The 19,977-nt window shown below is 69.8% G+C and carries 15 protein-coding genes; 1 reads left to right on the top strand and 14 read right to left on the bottom strand.

Annotation, left to right across the window (positions count from 1 at the left end):
• Positions 1-14: 14 nt before the first annotated feature.
• The 12 genes from acs to pyrR form a co-directional block, all read right to left on the bottom strand.
• Complete coding sequence (gene acs, locus ACFC3F_RS02105; RefSeq protein WP_376125977.1) at positions 15-2,018, bottom strand: acetate--CoA ligase; 2,004 nt, start codon at positions 2,016-2,018, stop codon at positions 15-17.
• A 1-nt stretch (position 2,019) separates the two neighbouring features.
• The gene (locus ACFC3F_RS02100) at positions 2,020-2,832 is read right to left on the bottom strand and encodes an ABC transporter permease (protein ID WP_376125974.1); all 813 of its coding nucleotides are present in this window, start codon (positions 2,830-2,832) and stop codon (positions 2,020-2,022) included.
• On the bottom strand, positions 2,829-3,863 hold the full coding sequence (locus ACFC3F_RS02095; protein WP_376125972.1) for an aliphatic sulfonate ABC transporter substrate-binding protein: 1,035 nt from the start codon (positions 3,861-3,863) through the stop codon (positions 2,829-2,831). The genes ACFC3F_RS02100 and ACFC3F_RS02095 overlap by 4 nt, the downstream gene beginning before the upstream one ends.
• A complete protein-coding gene (locus ACFC3F_RS02090) occupies positions 3,860-4,684 on the bottom strand; it encodes an ABC transporter ATP-binding protein (RefSeq protein WP_376125969.1) in 825 nt (274 codons plus the stop codon). Before ACFC3F_RS02090 ends, ACFC3F_RS02095 begins: the two co-directional genes overlap by 4 nt.
• A gap of 111 nt (positions 4,685-4,795) precedes the next feature.
• Entirely contained in the window at positions 4,796-5,695 is a 900-nt protein-coding gene (gene gmk / locus ACFC3F_RS02085) for a guanylate kinase (protein WP_376125967.1), read from the bottom strand.
• Complete coding sequence (gene pyrF, locus ACFC3F_RS02080) at positions 5,688-6,548, bottom strand: orotidine-5'-phosphate decarboxylase (protein WP_376125964.1); 861 nt, start codon at positions 6,546-6,548, stop codon at positions 5,688-5,690. The genes gmk and pyrF overlap by 8 nt, the downstream gene beginning before the upstream one ends.
• Positions 6,545-9,832, bottom strand: a complete 3,288-nt coding sequence (carB, locus tag ACFC3F_RS02075; protein ID WP_376125961.1) for a carbamoyl-phosphate synthase large subunit — start codon at positions 9,830-9,832, stop codon at positions 6,545-6,547. Before carB ends, pyrF begins: the two co-directional genes overlap by 4 nt.
• Positions 9,825-11,063, bottom strand: a complete 1,239-nt coding sequence (carA, locus tag ACFC3F_RS02070; RefSeq protein WP_376125958.1) for a glutamine-hydrolyzing carbamoyl-phosphate synthase small subunit — start codon at positions 11,061-11,063, stop codon at positions 9,825-9,827. The genes carB and carA overlap by 8 nt, the downstream gene beginning before the upstream one ends.
• Positions 11,060-11,569, bottom strand: a complete 510-nt coding sequence (locus tag ACFC3F_RS02065) for a hypothetical protein (protein WP_376125956.1) — start codon at positions 11,567-11,569, stop codon at positions 11,060-11,062. Before ACFC3F_RS02065 ends, carA begins: the two co-directional genes overlap by 4 nt.
• Positions 11,566-12,876, bottom strand: coding sequence for a dihydroorotase (locus ACFC3F_RS02060; protein ID WP_376125953.1), 1,311 nt, complete (start codon positions 12,874-12,876; stop codon positions 11,566-11,568). Before ACFC3F_RS02060 ends, ACFC3F_RS02065 begins: the two co-directional genes overlap by 4 nt.
• Positions 12,873-13,838 carry an aspartate carbamoyltransferase catalytic subunit gene (locus ACFC3F_RS02055; protein ID WP_376125950.1) on the bottom strand — a complete coding sequence of 322 codons (966 nt, stop codon included), beginning with the start codon at positions 13,836-13,838 and terminating at the stop codon, positions 12,873-12,875. The genes ACFC3F_RS02060 and ACFC3F_RS02055 overlap by 4 nt, the downstream gene beginning before the upstream one ends.
• Positions 13,835-14,380 carry a bifunctional pyr operon transcriptional regulator/uracil phosphoribosyltransferase PyrR gene (pyrR, locus tag ACFC3F_RS02050; protein WP_376125947.1) on the bottom strand — a complete coding sequence of 182 codons (546 nt, stop codon included), beginning with the start codon at positions 14,378-14,380 and terminating at the stop codon, positions 13,835-13,837. Before pyrR ends, ACFC3F_RS02055 begins: the two co-directional genes overlap by 4 nt.
• A 96-nt stretch (positions 14,381-14,476) precedes the next feature.
• Between pyrR and ACFC3F_RS02045 the strand changes: the two genes are divergently transcribed.
• Positions 14,477-15,160 carry a TMEM175 family protein gene (locus tag ACFC3F_RS02045; protein WP_376125944.1) on the top strand — a complete coding sequence of 228 codons (684 nt, stop codon included), beginning with the start codon at positions 14,477-14,479 and terminating at the stop codon, positions 15,158-15,160.
• On the opposite strand, the gene ACFC3F_RS02040 is transcribed toward ACFC3F_RS02045, so the two are convergent.
• Both ACFC3F_RS02040 and ACFC3F_RS02035 read right to left on the bottom strand, forming a co-directional pair.
• Positions 15,127-16,683, bottom strand: a complete 1,557-nt coding sequence (locus ACFC3F_RS02040; protein WP_376125941.1) for a Rieske 2Fe-2S domain-containing protein — start codon at positions 16,681-16,683, stop codon at positions 15,127-15,129. The two genes, ACFC3F_RS02045 and ACFC3F_RS02040, sit on opposite strands and share 34 nt — an antisense overlap.
• A 48-nt stretch (positions 16,684-16,731) precedes the next feature.
• Positions 16,732-19,974 carry an SNF2-related protein gene (locus ACFC3F_RS02035; RefSeq protein ID WP_376125938.1) on the bottom strand — a complete coding sequence of 1,081 codons (3,243 nt, stop codon included), beginning with the start codon at positions 19,972-19,974 and terminating at the stop codon, positions 16,732-16,734.
• Positions 19,975-19,977 lie beyond the last annotated feature (3 nt).

Raw genomic sequence — 19,977 nt, 5'->3', positions numbered from 1 at the left:
GGGCGCGACGGCGGTCACGCAGAGGCGAGCACGTCGGCGATCTGCTCGACGGTCCAGGGGTTCTGCAACGAGGTGGTGTCGCCGAGGGAGGCGGGGGCACGCCCGGCCCGGCGGTCTCGCTCAGCCTGCCACAGCTGGGCGAGGAGGCGGCGCAGGATCTTGCCCGAGCGCGTCTTGGGCAGTTCGGCGACGACGTAGACGTGGCGTGGCTTCGCGACCGGTCCGATCCGTCGTGCGACGCCGTCGCGCAGCTCTGCGGCGTCGAGACCGCCACTGCCGGACGGCACGACGAAGGCGGCCACGGCGTGACCGGTGACGGGATCGTCGACGGCCGTCGCGCCCGCTTCGCCGACCGCGCGCTGCGCGACGAGGGCGGACTCGATCTCGATCGTGGACAGACGGTGTCCCGACACGTTCACGACGTCGTCGAGGCGACCGAGGATCCAGACGTGCCCGTCGTCGTCGACCGTCGCGCCGTCACCGGCGACGTAGTAGCCGCCGTGCGCGCCGTGTCCCGCGAAGCGCGCCCAGTACGAGTCGCGATACCGCTCGGGATCGCCCCACACGGTGCGCGCCATACCGGGCCACGGCCGTCGCACGACGAGCGTGCCCGACGCGCCCGGCGTCACCGGCTCTCCCGCGTCGTCGACGACGGCCGCGTCGATCCCCGGCAGCGGCACCGTCGCCGAGCCCGGCTTGAGCGTCGTCGCGCCGGGCAGCGGGGCGATCATCGCGGCACCCGTCTCGGACTGCCACCACGTGTCGACGACGGGCACCTCGTCACGGCCGAACGTGCGCCGGAACCACACCCAGGCCTCGGGGTTGATCGCTTCGCCGACCGTGCCGAGCAGGCGCAGCGACGACAGGTCGTGCCCCGCCGGCAGATCATCGCCGAACCACGTCATGAAGGTGCGGATGAGCGTGGGCGCGGTGTAGTAGACCGTGACCCCGTGGCGCTGGATGATCTCGAGATGCCGCTCGCGGTGCGGTGCATCCGGTGTGCCCTCGTAGATGACCTGCGTCAGACCGTTCGACAGCGGCCCGTACAGCTCGTAGGTGTGCGCCGTGACCCATGCGAGATCCGCGGTGCACCAGTGCACGTCGTCGGGCTTGGCGTCGAAGTGCGCCCAGTGGGCCCAGCTCGCGTGCGCGAGATATCCGCCCGACGTGTGCACGAGGCCCTTGGGTCGCCCCGTCGTGCCGGAGGTGTAGATGATGAACAGCGGATGCTCCGCATCGAACGCCACCGCGTCGTGGCGGTCGCTCGCGGTGTCGACGACGTCGTGCCACCACACGTCGCGGCCGGCCGTCCACGGCACGTCCTGCCCCGTGCGGCGAACCGTGAGGACGTGCCGCACGTGGTCGAGACCGTCGGCGGCCGCGTCGGCGGCGGACTTCACCTCGACGGCGGATCCGCGGCGGAACTGGCCGTCGGATGTGACCAGGAGCGCCGCGCGGGTGTCCTGCAGGCGGAAGCGCACGGCCTCTGACGAGAAACCGCCGAAGACGAGCGAATGCACGGCGCCGATGCGCGCGCACGCGAGAGCGATCACGACGGTCTCGATCAGGACGGGCAGATACACCACGACCCGGTCCCCCGGCTCGATGCCCAGGTCCCGCAGTGCGTTGGCCGCGCGGGAGACCCGTCGCTGCAGATCGGCGTACGTGACGCTCGTGCGGTCGCCCGGCTCGCCTTCGAAATGCAGGGCGACGCGCTCGCCGCGACCGGCCTCGACGTGCCGGTCGACGCAGTTGTAGGCGACGTTGAGCCGCCCGCCGGAGAACCAGCGGGCGGCGGGGACCGAGAGGGTGCCGTCGGCGCGGGTCACCGGTGGCTCCCACTCGAGGGCCGTGTGCCACTGCTGCTCCCACGTCAGCCGGCGCGCGGCATCCTCCCAGAAGGCGGTGGGGTCGGCGGCGGCGCGGGCGTAGGCCTCGTCGCCCACGTTGGCCTGCGCGCGGAACGCGCCGTCGGGCGGATAGGTGCGCCGTTCGACCAGGCGGGTCTCGGCGGTCATCTCACGCCCATTTCTTCAGCAGGTGCTTCTGGACGAGGCTGAGGATGCCGTTGGTGAGGGTGCCCAGCAGCGCCAGCAGCACGATCGCGAGCAGGATGCGGTCGACGCGGCCCGTGCTCTGCGATTCGGTCAGCAGGAACCCCAGGCCCATCGACGCGGCGATCAGCTCCGCGGCGACGAGGAAGAGCCATGCCTGCGCCATCGCCAGTCGTAGTCCGGAGATGATCGAGGGCACGACGGCGGGCAACTGCACGAGGCGCAGCAGGTCCCACCCGCGCAGACCGAACGAGCGACCCATCTCGACCAGGTGCGGGTCGACGTGGCGCAGGGCCGAGCCGACGGTCGTGAAGACGGGGAAGAACGCGCCGATCGCGATGAGGGCGACCTTGGAGTCTTCGCCGATCCCCATCCACAGCAGCAGCAGCGGAACGAGGGCGAGCGAGGGGATCGCGCGGAAGGCCGCGAGCGTCGGACTCAGCAGCACGTCGCCCGCCCGCGTCAGGCCGACGAACGCCGCCGCGACGAGCCCGACGACGGACCCGATCGCGAAGCCGATCAGCACGCGCTGCACCGAGATGGCGATGTGCAGCCAGAGCACGCCGCTGTCGAGCATCTCGACGGCGGCCTGGAAGACCGTCGCGGGGGCCGGCAGCCGGTGCGGCGGAAGCATGCCCGTCACGGTGACCGCCTGCCACAGCGCCAGCAGGGCGATCGGAACGACGAAGCCACCCGCGATGCGCACGGCGCGGCGATCCCACAGCGAGCGCGCCGCGGGCGTGCCCGTGTCGGTGTCCGCCGCGGTGAGCGTGGTCATCGCGCGTTCACTGCTTCTTCGGCGAATGTCGCGTTGATGATCGTCGCGAGGGCGTCGGAGACGGCCTGCTCGCCGCCCTGGACGGCGTCGGAGTCCACCAGCACGGGCGCGATCTTCTCGAGGACCGCGAGCTGGGCAGCGCCCGGGATGCCGCTCACGTCGAGGTTCGAGCGCTCCTGGATGACGGTCTCGGCGACGGCGAGGTCGATGCCCGCGACCTCGGCGAGCAGAGCCGCCGTCTCGTCAGGATTGGCCAGTGCCCACACGCGCGCCTCTTCGTAGGCGTTCACGACGACCTGCGCGAGGTCGGGGTGGTTCGTGATGAAGTCCTCGGTCGCGTTGAGGAACCCGTAGGTGTTGAAGTCGACGTTGCGGTAGACCAGCTGCGCCCCCGCATCGACTTCGGCGGCCGCCATGATCGGATCCAGGCCCGACCACGCGGCGACCGATCCGGCATCGAGAGCGGCCCAGCCGTCGGCGTGCTGCAGGTGCTGCACCTCGACGTCCTCGACCGTGAGACCCTCGGTCTCGAGCGCCTGCAGCAGGAAGAAGTACGGGTCGGTGCCGATCGTCGCGGCGACGGACTGCCCCTTCAGGTCGGCGACCGACGTGATGTCGCTGCCTTCCGGCACGACGATCGCGGCCCACTCCGGCTGCGAGTAGATGTCGATGACCTGGATCGGCGAACCGTTCGCCTTCGCGAGGAGCGCGGCGGAGCCCGCCGTCGAGCCGACGTCGATCGACCCGGCGCGCAGCAGCTCGTTCGCCTTGTTCGAGCCGGCGGACTGCACCCACTCGACGGCGACCGAATCGCCGAGCGCCTCTTCGATGAGCCCCTGCTCCCTGATGACGAGACTCAGGGGGTTATATGTCGCGAAGTCGATCGTGAGCGTGTCGGTCGACCACTCGCCCTCCCCCGCCGGCGCGGGTGCCGCCGAGGCGTTCTCACCGGCGACGCATCCCGCCGCACCGAGCATGATGACGCCGGTGACGGCGAGGACGGGAAGGATGCGGCGCAGCGGACGGTTCATCGGGTCTCCTGAGTGCGGGTGTGGTGCGTGTCGACGCCGAGGCCCTCGAGCAGCTCGGCGCGCAGGTCGGTCAGTGCTCGCTCGGAGCGGTCTCGCGGTCGAAGTCCGGGGACCGTGATCGTGCGGGCGATCGAAGCGTCGCGGGCGTCGGCACTCGGGTCGACGGCGCGCAGCAGCAGCACGCGGTCGGCGAGATACAGGGCTTCTTCGACGTCGTGGGTCACGAGCACGACGGTCGTGGGCACGGCGGCGTGCACGTCGAGCAGCAGGTCCTGCATGCGCAGGCGGGTCAGTGCGTCCAGAGCGCCGAACGGCTCATCCAGCAGCAGCACTTCGGGACCCCGGGCCAGAGCGCGGGCGAGCGACGCGCGCTGCGCCATGCCGCCCGAGACCTCGCGCGGGCGCTGGTGCGCCGCGTGCTCGAGGCCGACGAGGGTCAGCAGCTCGGCGACGCGGTCGCGTCCGGCGCGCTTGTCGATGCCGCGCGGCAGGCCGAGTGCGACGTTCTGCGCGAGGGTGCGCCACGGCAGCAGTCGCGGCTCCTGGAAGGCGACGGCGGTCGTGCCGCCGACGTCGACCCCGCCCGCGGTCGGCGCGTCGAGGGCGCCGATGAGGCGCAGCAGCGTCGACTTGCCGCAGCCGGAGGGACCGACGATCGCGAGGATCTCGCCGTCGACGAGTTCGAGATCGACGTCGCGCAGTACGGTGCGCTGCCCGCCGCGTCCTGCGAAGGCTCGCCCCACACCCTCGAGACGGACGGCCGGGGGGCGGTCCACCGCCGGGGCGGACGCTGCGGGAGGCGCGAGCAGAGTGCTGGACATGCACTCATCGTTTCTGAGGCGGCCCCCGGAACGAAGCCGAGCGTAATGTTCTGCAACGAAGGGGCATCCGGAACAGGCGTTCCCCCCGGACAGGCGATCCGTCGAGCGCGGTCAGTCCCGGGCGAGCGCCGCGACTTCGCGGGCGGCACGGGCGACGTCGTCGTTCACGACGCGGTAATCGAACTCGTCCTGCGAGGCCAGTTCGACACGGGCGGTCTTGAGTCGCCTGGCGCGCTCCTCGGGACCCTCCGTGCCGCGACCGACGAGCCTGTCGACCAGTTCGTCCCAGCTCGGCGGCAACAGGAACACGAGGGTCGCCGCGGGCTCGGCGGCGCGCACCTGGCGCGCGCCCTGCAGATCGATCTCGAGCAGCACCGTCCGGCCTTCGGCCAGCGCCGCGTCGATCGGTGCACGCGGCGTGCCGTAGCGGTGCCGGTTGTGCACGGTCGCGTGCTCGAGCAGGTCGCCCGCGGCGATCATGCGATCGAATTCGGCGTCGTCGACGAAGAAGTAGTGCTCGCCCTCGATCTCGCCGGGCCGCGGTGCGCGCGTCGTCGCCGAGACCGAGAGCATGATCTCGGGGTGGTGCTCCTTGATGTGCGCCGCGACGGTTCCCTTGCCGACCGCCGTGGGACCCGCGAGCACGAGCAGCCGGCTGCGGCCGGCGCGGGGGGCGCGCTCGGGCCGCCTCTCGTCGAGGAAGCGCAGCAGGACAGCGCGCTGACGCGCGCCGAGCCCGCCGAGACGCTTGACGGGCGAGATGCCGAGCTCGGCGAGGATGCGGTCCCGCTTGCCCTCGCCGATCGCCGGGATGCACGTGAGGAACTCGGTCACGCGCATCGCGCCCGCCGGTGTCTCGGGCTTCGCGAGCGCGCGGCGCAGCAGCTCTTGCGGGGTGATGACGCGCATCGTGACGTCGTGCTTGAGAGCGGCGCGTTCGCGGCGCGCAGCGACCGCGCGGCGGGATGCCGCGACGCGGTCGACCTCGGGAGGGGTACGTGAATCAGCCATCGGAACCACTACGGTACAACGCCGCGCGCTCTGTGATGCGCGCCGTCAGAACATCGGGACCCGCCGAGAGGATGCTGCGGCTCTCGGACGCGACGACGTTGCGCGCGACCGCCCCGAAAAGCGACGTCAGCTCGGCCGGCTGCGCACCCTGTGCACCGAAGCCCGGGGCGAGGATGGGGCATGCGGTGAGCGCGTCGTCGGTCAGTCCGAACTCGAGCCGGTCGACGGTCGCCCCGATGACGAGACCGGCCGGTCCGAGGTCGCCGGCGAACGCCGCCGATCCGTTGACCCACGCGATGTCGCGTGCGACGCGCGCTGCGACGGTCTGGTCGTCGGCCGACGCGACGTCGACCGTGCGTGCGGTCTGCAGCGCCGCCGCTTCGGGGTTGCTCGTCGCGGCGAGGACGAAGACGCCCTTGCCCGCACGGACCGCCGTCGCGAGCGTCTCGCGCAGCGACTCGGGTCCGAGATACGGGCTCACCGTGACAGCATCCGCTTCCAGCGGAGCACCCGGCGTGAGCCACGCGGCGGCGTAGCCGGCCATCGTCGAGCCGATGTCGCCGCGCTTGGCGTCGGCGATCACGATCAGCCCCGCCGCGCGCGCGGCGGCCAGCACGTCTTCGAGAGCGGCGAACCCCGCCGATCCCCAGCGCTCGAAGAAGGCGACCTGGGGCTTCACGACGCCGACGCGTCCTGCCGCGGCCTCGACGACACGCAGCCCGAAGTCACGCAGGCCGCGCGCGCCGGCATCCATCCCCCATTCGGCGAGCAGGTGCTCGTGGGGGTCGATGCCGACGCACAGCGGTCCGTACGCGTCGAGCGCTGCGCGAAGCCGCGCGCCGAAGGATGTCACGTGCGCGCTGCCCGGTCCGCGGCGTACTCCTGCAGGCTCTTCACGTCGAAGCCCTTGCGCAGCGTCGACATCCCGCTCACGGCTGCGCCGAGAACGGCCATCGTCGTGAAGAGCGCCTTGTCTCCGGCGACCGCCGCCGCGCGGATCTCGTACCCGTCGGCGCGGGCCGTTCCGCCCGAGGGCGTGTTGACGATGATGTCGATGGTGCCGTCGTTGATGAGGTCGACGATGTTGGTCTCTCCACCGTCGTGCGTCTCGCTGTACTTCGCGACGACCGTCACGGCGATGCCGTTGCGGGCGAGGATCTCGGCGGTTCCCTCGGTCGCGACGAGTGTGTAGCCGAGCTCCTGCAGCCGGTGCGCGGGCAGGATGACCGCGCGCTTGTCGCTGTCGGCGACCGAGATGAAGACGGTGCCCTCGAGCGGCATGCCGCCGTATGCCGCGGCCTGTGACTTCGCGAACGCCGTCGGGAAATCGCGATCGATGCCCATGACCTCGCCCGTCGAGCGCATCTCGGGCCCCAGCACGGAGTCGACCGTCTTGCCGTCCTTCGTGCGGAAGCGCTTGAACGGCAGCACGGCCTCCTTCACCGAGACCGGAGCGTCCAGCGGGATGCGCGATCCGTCGGCTTCGGGCAGCAGGCCCTCCGCCTTGAGATCGGCGATCGAGGTGCCCGCCATGACGCGCGAGGCGGCCTTGGCCAGCGGGATGCCGAGCGCTTTCGAGACGAAGGGCACGGTGCGGCTCGCACGCGGGTTGGCCTCGATGACGTAGAGCACGCCTGCCGAGATCGCGAACTGCACGTTGAGCAGCCCGCGCACGCCCACGCCCTGAGCGATCGCGAGCGTCGCCTCACGCACGCGGTCGACGTCGGTGCGACCGAGCGAGATGGGCGGCAGCGTGCACGATGAGTCGCCGGAGTGGATGCCGGCCTCTTCGAGGTGCTCCATGACGCCGCCGATGTACAGCTCGGTGCCGTCGTAGAGCGCGTCGACGTCGATCTCGATCGCGTCGTCGAGGAAGCGGTCGACGAGGAGGGGCTTGCCCGCCTCGACGATGACCTCGCCCGCCGTGCGGACGAAGTACTCCCGCAGGGCGGCGGTGTCGTAGACGATCTCCATGCCGCGTCCGCCGAGCACGAAGCTCGGGCGCACGAGCACGGGGTACCCGATCTCCTCCGCGATGCGCACGGCGCCGTCGGCGTCGATCGCCGTGCCGCTGCGCGGCGCGAGAAGTCCCGCGTCGTCGAGGAGGCGCGAGAACAGCTCGCGCTCTTCGGCGAGGTCGATCGCGGTGGGGCTCGTGCCGAGGATCGTGTAGCCGGCCTCCTCGATGCCCTTCGCCAGTCCGAGCGGCGTCTGGCCGCCGAGCTGGCAGATGACGCCGAGGATCTCACCCGACTGCGCCTCGGCGTGCAGCACCTCGAGCACGTCCTCGAGCGTCAGCGGCTCGAAGTAGAGCCGGTCGGACGTGTCGTAGTCGGTCGACACGGTCTCGGGGTTGCAGTTGACCATGACGGTCTCGTATCCCGCGCCGGAGAGGGCGAAGGACGCATGCACGCACGAGTAGTCGAATTCGACGCCCTGGCCGATGCGGTTGGGACCCGAGCCGATGATGACGACCTTCTGCCGGTCAGACGGCGTGACTTCGGTCTCGACCTCATAGCTCGAGTAGTGATAGGGCGTGAGCGCGGGGAACTCCCCCGCGCACGTGTCGACCGTCTTGTAGACCGGACGCACATCCAGCGCGTGCCGGATGCCGCGGATCTCGGCTTCGGACCCGCCGCGCAGCTGCGCGAGCTGGGCATCGCTGAATCCGTGCTCCTTCGCCAGACGCAGCGTGGCGACGTCGAGCTCGGGGGCCTGCCGAACGAACTCGGCGACCTCGTTGATGAGCACCATCTGATCCAGGAACCACGGATCGATCTTCGTCGCCTCGAAGGCCTGCTCGATCGTCGCGCCCTTGCGCAGCGCCTGCTGCAGCACGACGATCCGACCGTCCGTCGGCGTCTTCGAGATCTCGAGCAGCTCATCGACGGAACGCTCTTCGTCGCCCCAGTGGAAGCTCGATCCGCGCTTCTCGAGCGAGCGCAGCGCCTTCTGCAGCGCCGTGGCGTAGTTGCGCCCGATCGCCATCGCCTCGCCGACGGACTTCATGGTGGTCGTCAAGGTCGTATCGGCGGCGGGGAACTTCTCGAAGTTGAACCGCGGCACCTTCACCACGACGTAGTCGAGGGTCGGTTCGAAGCTCGACGGCGTCACCTTCGTGATGTCGTTGGGGATCTCGTCGAGCCGGTAGCCGATCGCGAGCTTCGCGGCGATCTTCGCGATCGGAAAGCCCGTCGCCTTCGATGCCAGCGCCGACGAGCGCGAGACGCGCGGGTTCATCTCGATGACGATGATCCGCCCGGTCTGCGGGTCGATGGCGAACTGGATGTTGCAGCCGCCGGTGTCCACGCCCACGGCGCGGATGATGTCGATGCCGATGTCGCGCAGCTTCTGGAACTCGCGGTCGGTCAGCGTGAGCGCGGGGGCGACGGTGATCGAGTCGCCCGTGTGCACCCCGACGGGGTCGACGTTCTCGATCGAGCACACCACGACGGTGTTGTCGGACGTGTCGCGCATGAGCTCGAGCTCGTACTCCTTCCACCCGAGGATCGACTCCTCCAGGAGCACCTCGTTGGTGGGCGAGTCGTGCAGGCCCGCGCCGCCGATGCGGCGGAGGTCCTCTTCGTCATAGGCGAAGCCCGATCCCAGGCCGCCCATCGTGAACGACGGACGCACGACGAGCGGGTAGCCGAGCTTCTCGGCGCCGGCGATCAGATCGTCCATCGAATGGCAGATGACCGATGCCGCGACATCCGCGCCCGCGTCGATCACGAGCTGCTTGAAGATCTGGCGATCCTCGCCCTTGTTGATCGCCTCGAAGTTCGCGCCGATGAGCTCGATGTCGTACTTCTCGAGGATGCCGTGGTTGTGCAGCTCGATCGCCGCGTTGAGCGCCGTCTGACCTCCGAGGGTCGGAAGGATCGCGTCGGGGCGCTCCTTCGCGATGATCGTCTCGATGACCTGCCACGTGATCGGCTCGATGTAGGTCGCGTCGGCGAAGTCCGGGTCGGTCATGATCGTCGCGGGGTTGGAGTTGACGAGGATGACCCGCACTCCCTCTTCGCGCAGCACGCGACAGGCCTGCGTGCCCGAGTAGTCGAACTCGCACGCCTGCCCGATGACGATCGGCCCGGAGCCGATGACGAGGACGCTCGTGATGTCGTCGCGCTTAGGCATTGTTCTCCTTCGATCCCTGAGTCTGCTCCTGCGGTCCCCGGCCCTGCTCCTGCGGTCCCTGACCTTGCTCCTGCTCCCGCGGTCCCTGAGCTTGTCGAAGGGTCGCGACGACGAGGTCACGGAAGCGGTCGAACAGGTAGTTCGCGTCGTGCGGGCCGGCAGCGGCCTCGGGGTGGTACTGCACCGAGAAGGCCGGGATGTCGAGGGCGCGCAGTCCCTCGACGACGTTGTCGTTGAGTCCGACGTGACTGACCTCGATGCGGCCGTACCCGTGGGGGCTGTCGAACTCGCCCTCGACGGGAGCGTCGACGGCGAAGCCGTGGTTGTGGGAGGTGATCTCGACGCGCCCGGTCAGTTTGTCCTTCACGGGCTGGTTGATGCCGCGGTGGCCGAACGGCAGCTTGTACGTGCCCAGACCCAGCGCCCGCCCGAGCAGCTGATTGCCGAAGCAGATCCCGAAGAAGGGCAGGCGGTCGTCGAGGATCGAGCGCAGCAGGTCGACGTGCGCGTCGGATGCCGCGGGGTCGCCCGGCCCGTTGGAGTAGAAGACGGCGACGGGGTCGACGGCGCGGATGTCGTCGATCGACACGTCGTGCGGAAGGATGTGCACGTCGAAGCCGCGCGAGACGAGGTTGTGGATCGTCGCCTGCTTGACGCCGAGGTCGAGCACGGCGAGATTGCCGATCCGCTCTCCCGTCGCCTCGACGACGCGAACGGCGTCGATCGAGACATCGGCCGACAGGTTGCGCCCGGCCATGCGCGGGGCTTCGCGGATGAGCCGGAGATGCTCGTCGGGCTCGAGGGATGCGGCATCCCCCGAGAAGATGCCGCCGCGCATGCTGCCCGCTCCGCGGATGTGCCGTGTCACGGCGCGCGTGTCGACGCCGCTGATCCCGACGACGCCTTCGCGGACGAGGGCGTCGTCGAGCGAGCCGTCGGCGCGCCAGTTCGACACGACACGCGAGGGGTCGCGGACGATGTAGCCGGACACCCAGATGCGGTGCGACTCGACGTCTTCCGCGTTGACGCCCGTGTTGCCGATGTGCGGCGCGGTCTGCAGCACGATCTGACCGGCGTACGACGGGTCGGTGAGGGTCTCCTGGTATCCGGTCATGCCGGTGGCGAAGACGACTTCGCCGAGGGTCGTGCCGACCGCACCGTAGGCGCGGCCGACGTAGCGCGTGCCGTCCTCCAGGACGAGCACTGCGGGTTCGGTGGAGAAGAAGGTCATGCGTCGGTTCCCGTCTGGGTCGGGGTGAGGATGCTCGAGATCGCATCGGCGAGGGCTCTGGCCGAGGCATCCTGAGGTCGGAGGTAGGAGTCGACGACCGTGCCGTCATCGAGGCGCCAGGTGAGGCGGACGAGTCCGTCGCGCTCGACGACGCGGTCGATCGTCACCGTGGCCTGCGCCACGAGATCGATGCGGTCGGCGCGCACGAACACGCGGGGCTTGCCGGTCAGGTCGAGGGCGATGCCGGCGCTCGTCACCGTGACATCGACGCGCGAGCGGAACGCCAGACCGCGGATCGCGAGGCGCTCCAGCGGCTCGCCGTGCTTCGTCGTCGCGACGTACAGCGAGCGGAACTCGCTCATCGTCTCGGCGCCGGCGGGGGCTTCGGCCACGGGGGCGGACAGCCCGGAATCGCGGCGCGTGCGTCGCCACCACGCGAAGGCCGCGAGAGCGAGGATCAACACCGCCACGCCGATCATGACGGCGACGGCGCCCTCACGGGTCATGCGCGCTCCCCCGGCCGGTCGAGCACGACACCGTCGACGACGGTCGGCGTGCCGCGATACAGCGTCCAGCGCACCTCACCGGGCAGCTCGCGCCCGAGGTACGGGGAGTTGACGCTGCGTCCGCGCAGGTCATCCTTCGAGAAGGTGCGGACCGGCGCGGGATCGATGAGCGTGAGGGATGCCGCGTGCCCGGGGGCCAGCGGAGTCCCGTGGCCCGCGAGCCGGCCGATGCGGGCCGGTTCGCGCGACATGATGCGCGCGACGTCGCTCCACACCAGCATCCCCGTGTCGATCATCGTCTGCTGCACGACCCGCAGCGCGCTCTCGAGCCCGACCATGCCGTTCGCCGCGGCCTGCCACTCGCACGCCTTCGCTTCGGCGGGGTGCGGTGCGTGGTCGGTCGCGACGATGTCGATCGTGCCGTCGGCGAGTCCTTCGCGCACGGCGCGGACGTCTTCTTCGCGCCGCAGCGGGGGGTTCACCTTGAACCGGGCGTCGTAGTCGCGGACGAGTTCGTCGGTCAGCAGCAGGTGGTGCGGCGTCACTTCGGCCGTCACGTCGATGCCGCGCTTCTTGGCCCACCGGATGATGTCGACCGAGCCGGCCGTCGACAGGTGGCACACGTGCAGCCGCGAACCGACGTGCTCGGCGAGGAGCACGTCGCGCGCGATGATCGACTCCTCGGCGACGGCGGGCCAGCCGGCCAGGCCCAGTTCGGCCGAGACGACGCCCTCGTTCATCTGAGCGCCCTCGGTCAGCCGGGGGTCCTGCGCGTGCTGCGCGATGACACCGTCGAAGGCCTTGACGTATTCGAGGGCGCGGCGCATGATCAGCGGATCCCACACGCAGAAGCCGTCGTCGCTGAAGACGCGCACCTGAGCGCGGGAGTCGGCCATCGCCCCCAGCTCGGCGAGGCGCTCGCCCTTCTGCCCGACGGTGACCGCCCCGATGGGCTGCACCGTCACGAACCCGGCCGCCTCGCCGAGGGCGAGCTCCTGCTCGACGACTCCGGCGGTGTCGGCGACGGGTGAAGTGTTGGGCATCGCGAAGACAGCCGTGAAGCCGCCGGCCGCGGCGGCGCGCGACCCGGTGAGGATCGTCTCGGAGGCTTCGTACCCGGGCTCGCGCAAGTGCGTGTGCAGGTCGACCAGGCCCGGCAGCGCGATGAGGCCGTCGGCGTCGACGACGGTGGCCCCGGCGCGCGAGACGTCCGAGCCCACCTGTGTGAGAAGGCCATCCTCGACGAGGATGTCGGCGGCGGCCCCGCCTTCGAGTCGGGCCCCCCGGATGAGGAACGTCTCAGTCATCGCGTGTTCTGCTCTCGTTCGGGTCGCTCGCCCGCCAGCAGCAGGTAGAGCGCGGCCATGCGGACCGATACGCCGTTCGTGACCTGCTCGAGCACCGTCGAGCGCGGCGAGTCGGCGGCTTCGGCGGAGATCTCCAGCCCCCGGTTCATGGGTCCGGGGTGCAGGACAATGCTACCGGCCGGAAGCGCCGTCAACCGTCGGGCGTCCAGACCCCAACGGCGTGAATACTCCCGTTCAGTCGGAAAATAGGCGGCGTTCATCCGCTCCAGCTGGATGCGCAGCATCATGAGCGCGTCGGGAGCCGCGGCGATCGCCTCGTCGAGGTCGTAGAGGATCGTCGCCGGCCACTGCGAGGAATCCTGCGGCACGAGTGTCGGCGGGGCGACGAGGGTCACATCGGCGCCGAGGGTGTCGAGCAGCCACACGTTCGACCGCGCGACGCGCGAGTGCAGCACATCGCCGACGATCGTGACCGACAGTCCTTCGAGATCGCGTCCCCGGCTGTCGTCGCCGAAGTGACGCTTGCGGATCGTGAACGCATCGAGGAGCGCCTGCGTCGGGTGCTCGTGGGTGCCGTCGCCGGCATTGACGACCCCCGCGGTGATCCATCCGCTCGTCGCGAGCGTCCGCGGCGCGCCCGAGGCCCCGTGCCGGATGACGACGGCGTCCGCGCCCATGGCCTGCAGAGTCTGCGCGGTGTCCTGCAGGGACTCGCCCTTCGAGACGCTGGAGCCCTTCGCCGCGAAGTTGATGACATCGGCCGACAGCCGCTTCGCAGCGGCTTCGAACGAGATGCGGGTGCGGGTGGAGTCTTCGAAGAAGAGGTTGACGACCGTCTTGCCCCGCAGGGTCGGCAGCTTCTTGACTTCGCGGAGCTGCGTGTCCGACATGTCTTCGGCGACGTCCAGGATGCGCAGCGCACTCTCCCGCGAGAGGGTCTTGGTGTCGAGGAGGTGCCTCATGATTCGATCGTCACCTCTTCGACGCCGTCGGTCTCGGCCAGGCGCACGTTGACGCGCTCGTCGCGCGCGCTCGGCAGGTTCTTGCCGACGAAGTCCGGGCGGATGGGCAGTTCGCGATGGCCGCGGTCGATGAGGGTGGCCAGGCGTACGGCGGACGGGCGGCCGATGTCCTGCAGCGCATCGAGCGCGGCGCGGATGCTGCGGCCCGAGAACAGCACGTCGTCCACGAGCACGACGACCTTGCCGTCGATGCCGCCCGCCGGGATCTGCGTCGGCTGGGGGGCGCGCGTCGGGTTGCGGTGCAGGTCGTCGCGGTACATCGTGACATCGAGTGCGCCGATCGGGATCGGCGTGCCGCTGAACTCCGACAGCAGACCGCCGATCCGGTTGGCGAGCGTGACGCCGCGGGTCGGGATGCCGAGGACGACGAGGTCTTCGGGACCCTTGTTGGACTCGAGGATCTCGTGCGAGATCCGAGTCAGAGCGCGGGCGATGTCGGCGCTGTGCAGGACGACACGAGGCAGCACGATTCGCGTGCTCATCCGCCGCTCCCTTCTCCGCCTCACAGGACGGTGTTAAAGGTTGCTGGGTACTCGCGCCAGTCTAGCGGGATGACAGGGCTCTGGCACGCTGGGGTCATGGGCACCGATGCGCAGGATCGTCCGGGCGTCGCTGAACGCGGCGAGAGCGAGTTCGACCGGGGGCTGTCGTTCTATGACGCGATCTACGGGTTCGCTGCGACGCTGCTCGTCGCGAACGTCGATGCGCCGGCGCCCGAGGCCTGGCAGAGCCTGCGCACACTTTTCACCGATGACGTCGTCGACCAGCTGCTCGGTTTCGTGATCAGCTTCGTCGTGATCGTCGTGTTCTGGCGGGTGAATGTCACGCTCGTGCGGCGTCTGTCCGGACTCGACGGGCCGACGACGGCCGTCAACCTCGCGGCGGCGGGCCTGGTCATCCTGCTGCCGTTCACAACCGAGGGCATCAGCGATGCGGCGACGACGGATCTGCCGCTGCCCACCGCGATCTACGCCGTCAACGTCGCTGCCGTCGCGCTTGCGCAGGTGGCGATGTTCCAGGTGGCGCGTTCGCGCGGTCTCGAGCGAAACCCGATCCCATCGCGGCTGAATCGGATCCAGTTGCTCGACGCATTGGTCGTGCCGCTCTACTTCCTGGCGTCCGTGCCTGTCGCGCTCGTTGTGAGTGCCGATGCGGCACGGCTTTCGTGGCTCGGTCTCATCGTTGTGGCCCCGGTCTCGGGACGCCTCGTACGAGTGGCATCCCGTCGTCAGCCTGCGGCGAGCGCGCCCTCGGCTTCGTGAGCACGTATCGGGTGGCCCTGCGTCGTGAGGCACTTGCCGGTGGCGAGGTCCCATTTCCAGTCGTGCAGCGAGCACGTGAGGACGCCGTCCTCGATCTTGCCGGTCTTGGTGAGGTCGGCGCGCAGATGCGGGCAGCGGCGCTGCACGATCCAGTCGCCGAGCTGCGCATCCTCGGTCTGATCGCTCTGCTCGGCGTACCAGTTCTCGACGTACTCGATGCGGTCGCGAGAAAGACACTTCAGGAACGTGGTGAGGAACTCGTTGAACTTGCCGCTGCGACCGACCTCGAACTGCATCGAGAGGAAGATCGAGTTCGACCAGTCGATCTCGTGGTCGGCGATGTTGGTCGAGACGAGGTCGGCGGGAATCGTGTACCAGTAGACGCAGTCTTCGCCGTCGTACTCGCGCACCTTCGCCTTCGGGAAGTCCACCACCATGTCGAGTTCGCCGATGCGGAAGCGCACGTTGCCGCCGACACCGTTGCGGATCGTGCGCGCGCGGCGCAGCAGCGGCTCCCACCACTCCTTGATCGCGGCGAGCATCTCGGCGGGGGGAAGTACGGCCGCGCGCGTCGCCTCTTCGGCCGCGACTTCGCTCTGACGCGTATCGCGCTGTTCGGCGAGGTAGGCCCACTTGTCATCGAAGATCCGGTCGATCTCGGCAGCCGTGTAGAGCGTCTGCGTCACGACGAGCTCGCCGTGGTTCAGGTCGACCTGCGTGCCGGGCACGAACTCATAGCCCTTCTGCTCGGGCCGCAACTCGCGCATGTGCGCGAGGAACTGACGCTGATCGGTGAAGATCGAGTCGTCTTCTGTGCCGTAGCCGTTGTAGCGGAACAGCTCTTCGCGCAAGAACATGGGCGGTCCGGCCATCGGGAACACGTGTGCCGCGTCGACCTTCTCGATGTAGTACATCGCGCGCTTGTTCTGCGCGTCGCGCTTGAGCTTCGCGAAGTTCTGCTTGGCATCCTGCGGCAGGTCGTAGACCATGGGCCACCAGATCGCGCCGGACACCTGCGTGAAGTACGCGTCGGGCTTCGAGAACGTCAGCAGCGTGTCGAGATCGAGGGGGTGCGAGTCGTTCTGATTGAGGATGCTGGCCGTGCCGTCGTCGACCGAGAGCGACGAGTCGCCGATGGGTCCATCGCTCGGGGCGCGCAGGGGTGTCACCATGATCTTCAGGTCGCCGAACTCGAGCGGCACACCCGCCTGCGTGTAGACGATGTTGTCGTAGCCGAGCTTCTTCAGATCGACCTCGAGGTCATCGGTCGGGTACTCCGGCAGAAGCACCCTGATGTCCTTCGGCACGTAGCGCTCGAGCAGGGCGGGGTCGAAGTGGTCGCGGTGCCGGTGCGAGATGTAGAGGAAGTCCGCGGCGCCGAAGCGCTCCCAGTCGAGTGCGCGGTTGTCGGGGAACGGGAACCATGAGCCGAAGAAGCTCGGGCCGATGACCGGATCGCAGAGGATGCTGCCACCCGCCGTCTCGATATACATTCCGGCGTGTCCGAGGCCCGTGATGCGCATGAATTCCCTCCCGTGTGACCCCTCGAGTCTAGGCGAGGGCCGACCGGCTCACGCGTCGAAGAGGGCTCGGATGTCGTCGGCATCGAGCGTCTGGCCGAACAGGGCGTCGTCGTCCATGACGGAGCGGAACAGGCGCGCTTTGCGTTGCTGCAAGGCCATGACCTTCTCTTCGATCGTGCCGTTGGCGATGAGGCGGTAGACCATGACCTTGCGCTCCTGCCCGATCCGGTGCGCGCGGTCGACCGCCTGCGCTTCGGCGGCAGGGTTCCACCACGGATCGAGCAGGAAGACATCGTCTGCCTCGGTGAGTGTCAGCCCGAACCCGCCCGCCTTGAGGCTGATCAGGAACACCGCAGCGCCACCCTGGCGGAACTCCGCGACGGCGGCGTCTCGATCGTGCGTCGACCCGTCGAGATACGCGAAGCGGATGCCGCGCTCTTCGAGCCGCTGCGCCACGAGGCGCAGGAACGACGTGAACTGACTGAAGACCAGGATGCGATGACCTTCGGCCACCGCTTCGTCGAGGCGTTCGAACAATGCCGTGAGCTTGCTCGGCGCGACGTGCGCGTGCGCCGGATCGACGAGCCCGGGAGCCAGGCTCAGCATGCGCAGCAGTGTGAGCGAGCGGAACACGATGAACCGGTTGCGATCGAGGTCGTCGAGCAGTCCGAGCACCTTCTGCCGTTCGCGCTGCAGCACGGTGTCGTACAGGGCCCGGTGCGCCGCATTGAGCTCGATCCGCAGCTCCTGCTCCTGCTTGGGCGGAAGCTCCGGGGCCACGAGGTCCTTCGTGCGGCGCAGCACGAGGGGTCGGATGCGCCGTCGCAGCCGTGCGAGGCGGCGGGCGCGGTACTGGCCGCCCTCCTGCGTGTCGGGGACCTTGCCCTTCTCGATCGGCGCGATGTACTCGTCGCGGAATCGGCGCGCCGAGGCGAAAAGGCCGGGTGCGGTCAGAGACAGGAGCGCCCACAGCTCGGTGAGGCTGTTCTCCAGAGGTGTGCCCGTGATCGCGAACGTGACGTCGGCGCGCAGCTCTTTCGCGACGCGGTGCGTCTTCGTCTGGCTGTTCTTCACGAACTGCGCCTCGTCGAGCACGACTCCCGCCCAATCGACACTCGTGAAGGCGGCGGCGTCGAGTCGCAGCAGGGTGTACGAGGTCACGATGACGTCGGCCTCGGATGCGGCATCGGCCACCTCGGTCCCCCGCGCGCTGACGATGTGCACGCGCAGGCCGGGGGTGAACCGAGCCGCTTCGTCACGCCACGTCGACAGCACCGAGGTCGGTGCGACGACGAGGAAGGGGCGCGTCTCACCGGATTCGCGCGCGTGGGCCAGCAGTGCCAGCATCTGCAGCGTCTTGCCGAGCCCCATGTCATCGGCGAGGATGCCGCCCAGCCGGTGCTGCCACAGGAACGCGAGCCAGTCGTAGCCGGCGCGCTGATACGGGCGCAGCTCGGCGTTCAGCCCGCGCGGCAGGGCGGCCGACGGCACGCCGTCGGCGTCGCGCAGGCCCTCGGCGGCGGCGCGCCAGCTCGTGGCGGGAACGGTCTCGTCGGCGAGGTCTTCGAACTCCGACCACAGATCCGTCTGGTAGCGGCTGATCCGTGGCCCCGTCTGCCATTCGTCGAGCGTGCCCGCTTCGTCGATCAGCTCGCGCAGACGGTCCAGCGCCGGATGCGACAGCGAGAAGTACGCACCGTCGCTCAGCAGCAGCTTCTTGCGGCCGCGCGACATCGCGGTGAACAGGGTGCCGAACGGGATGCGCCGCCCGTCGATCGTCACGACGATGCCGAGGTCGAACCAGTCGGTCTCCGTCGTCTCCACGGTCGTGATCTCGATCCGCGGATCGCCGGACAGTTCGCGGTAGCGCGGGCGCTCGCCGGAGATCACGACATCGACGTCGTCCGCCGCCTCGAGCAGCGGCAGCAGCCTCGACGAGAACTCCGCCGCGACGACGCCCGCCAGCGACGCGGACGGTGCGAACTCGACGGGAGACGCGTCTTGCCAGAGCTGTTCGACGCGCGCGCGGATGCTGCTCTCGGCGACCGGGTCTCGCTCCTCGCTCGTGTCGGGATCCCACGGCAGCGTCGTGTCGCGGCCGTACCGCCACGTCAGGTCGTAGTCCAGGCGGTCCGACGGCGCGAAGCGCACGGCGACCTCGAGGGTCGGTCGCACCGCCGCAGGGATCGGGATGCCGGGCGCCTCGACGGCGACGCGACGTGCGATCCTGCCCAGGTGCTCGCTCACGAACTCGTCCGCCTCGTGCGCCGGGATCGACACCGCCGACCGCGCGGCGAGGAGCGCGGGCACCGGATCGGGCAGCGGGAGGGCGGCGAGGGTGAGTGCGATGCGATCGCCGTGCACCGTGAACCGGTACAGGCCCGAGCGTCCGACCGGCCGAAGGGTCGCGGCATCCGCCTCGGTCTCGTCGATCGTGACCCGCGGCCGGATCTCGAGCGCACCGGAGACGCGCTCGGCGCGCACGACGACGGAAGCGGTCTGGGCGAGGTCGACGCTCTGACCGGTCTTGGTCGGCACGAGCGGGATGCCGTGCTCGACACCCGAGGCGAGGTGCGCCCAGAGCAGGCTCGACTCGATGTCGTCGAGCGTGAGCCACTCCGAGACGTCCGAGAACGCACCGAAGGACCGCACGTCGCGGCCGATGCTGTGCAGCTCCGCGAACCAGCGGGCCTGTGCGGGGTCGTGCGCGCTGATCGGACGGCGCAGCGTGTCCCACGACACCGTCCCCTTGATCCAGGCGCGCGTTCGCGGGCTGCGCTCGAGCGGACGCAGACCCACGAGCACATCGGCCGCACTGTGGTGCAGACCTCGCGCGGTCGCGGTCGCGACGCGGGCCGGCGCCCACGAGGATGCGCCGCGACGGACGCGCTGGCGCAGCTCGACGCCGAGCGCGAGCGGTGTCGCGGGGCGGGGGCTCGCGGGCGGGGCGGACGCCAGGACGGTGCGCCACGACGACTCGCTGCGCGATGCGACCTCGGCCGAGCGGTTGCTCGCGAGGATCGTGGCGACCGTGTGCTTGCAGTCGATCTGCATGGGGCACGAGCACGTCGTCGCGACGATGGGCGCATGTGGCCGATCCGCATCGACGCGGATGCGGCAGCGGTAGTGCTGCGCGCCGCTTCCGGCGACGACGGATTCGATGAGGGATCCGACGGCGTCCCACGTCACGCGCTGCACGGCGCCGTCGGCGAAGTAGGCGACTCCCCGTTCGTACGCGCCCGGCCCGGCGAGCCTCCGGATGTGGACGGCGTCGATGAACGGAGGGGTCACGTG

The sequence above is a fragment of the Microbacterium sp. NPDC055910 genome, from assembly GCF_042271185.1.
GTDB lineage: Bacteria > Actinomycetota > Actinomycetes > Actinomycetales > Microbacteriaceae > Microbacterium.
Note: the sequence above shows the minus strand (reverse complement) of the source record. Positions and strands in the feature narration are given on the sequence as shown.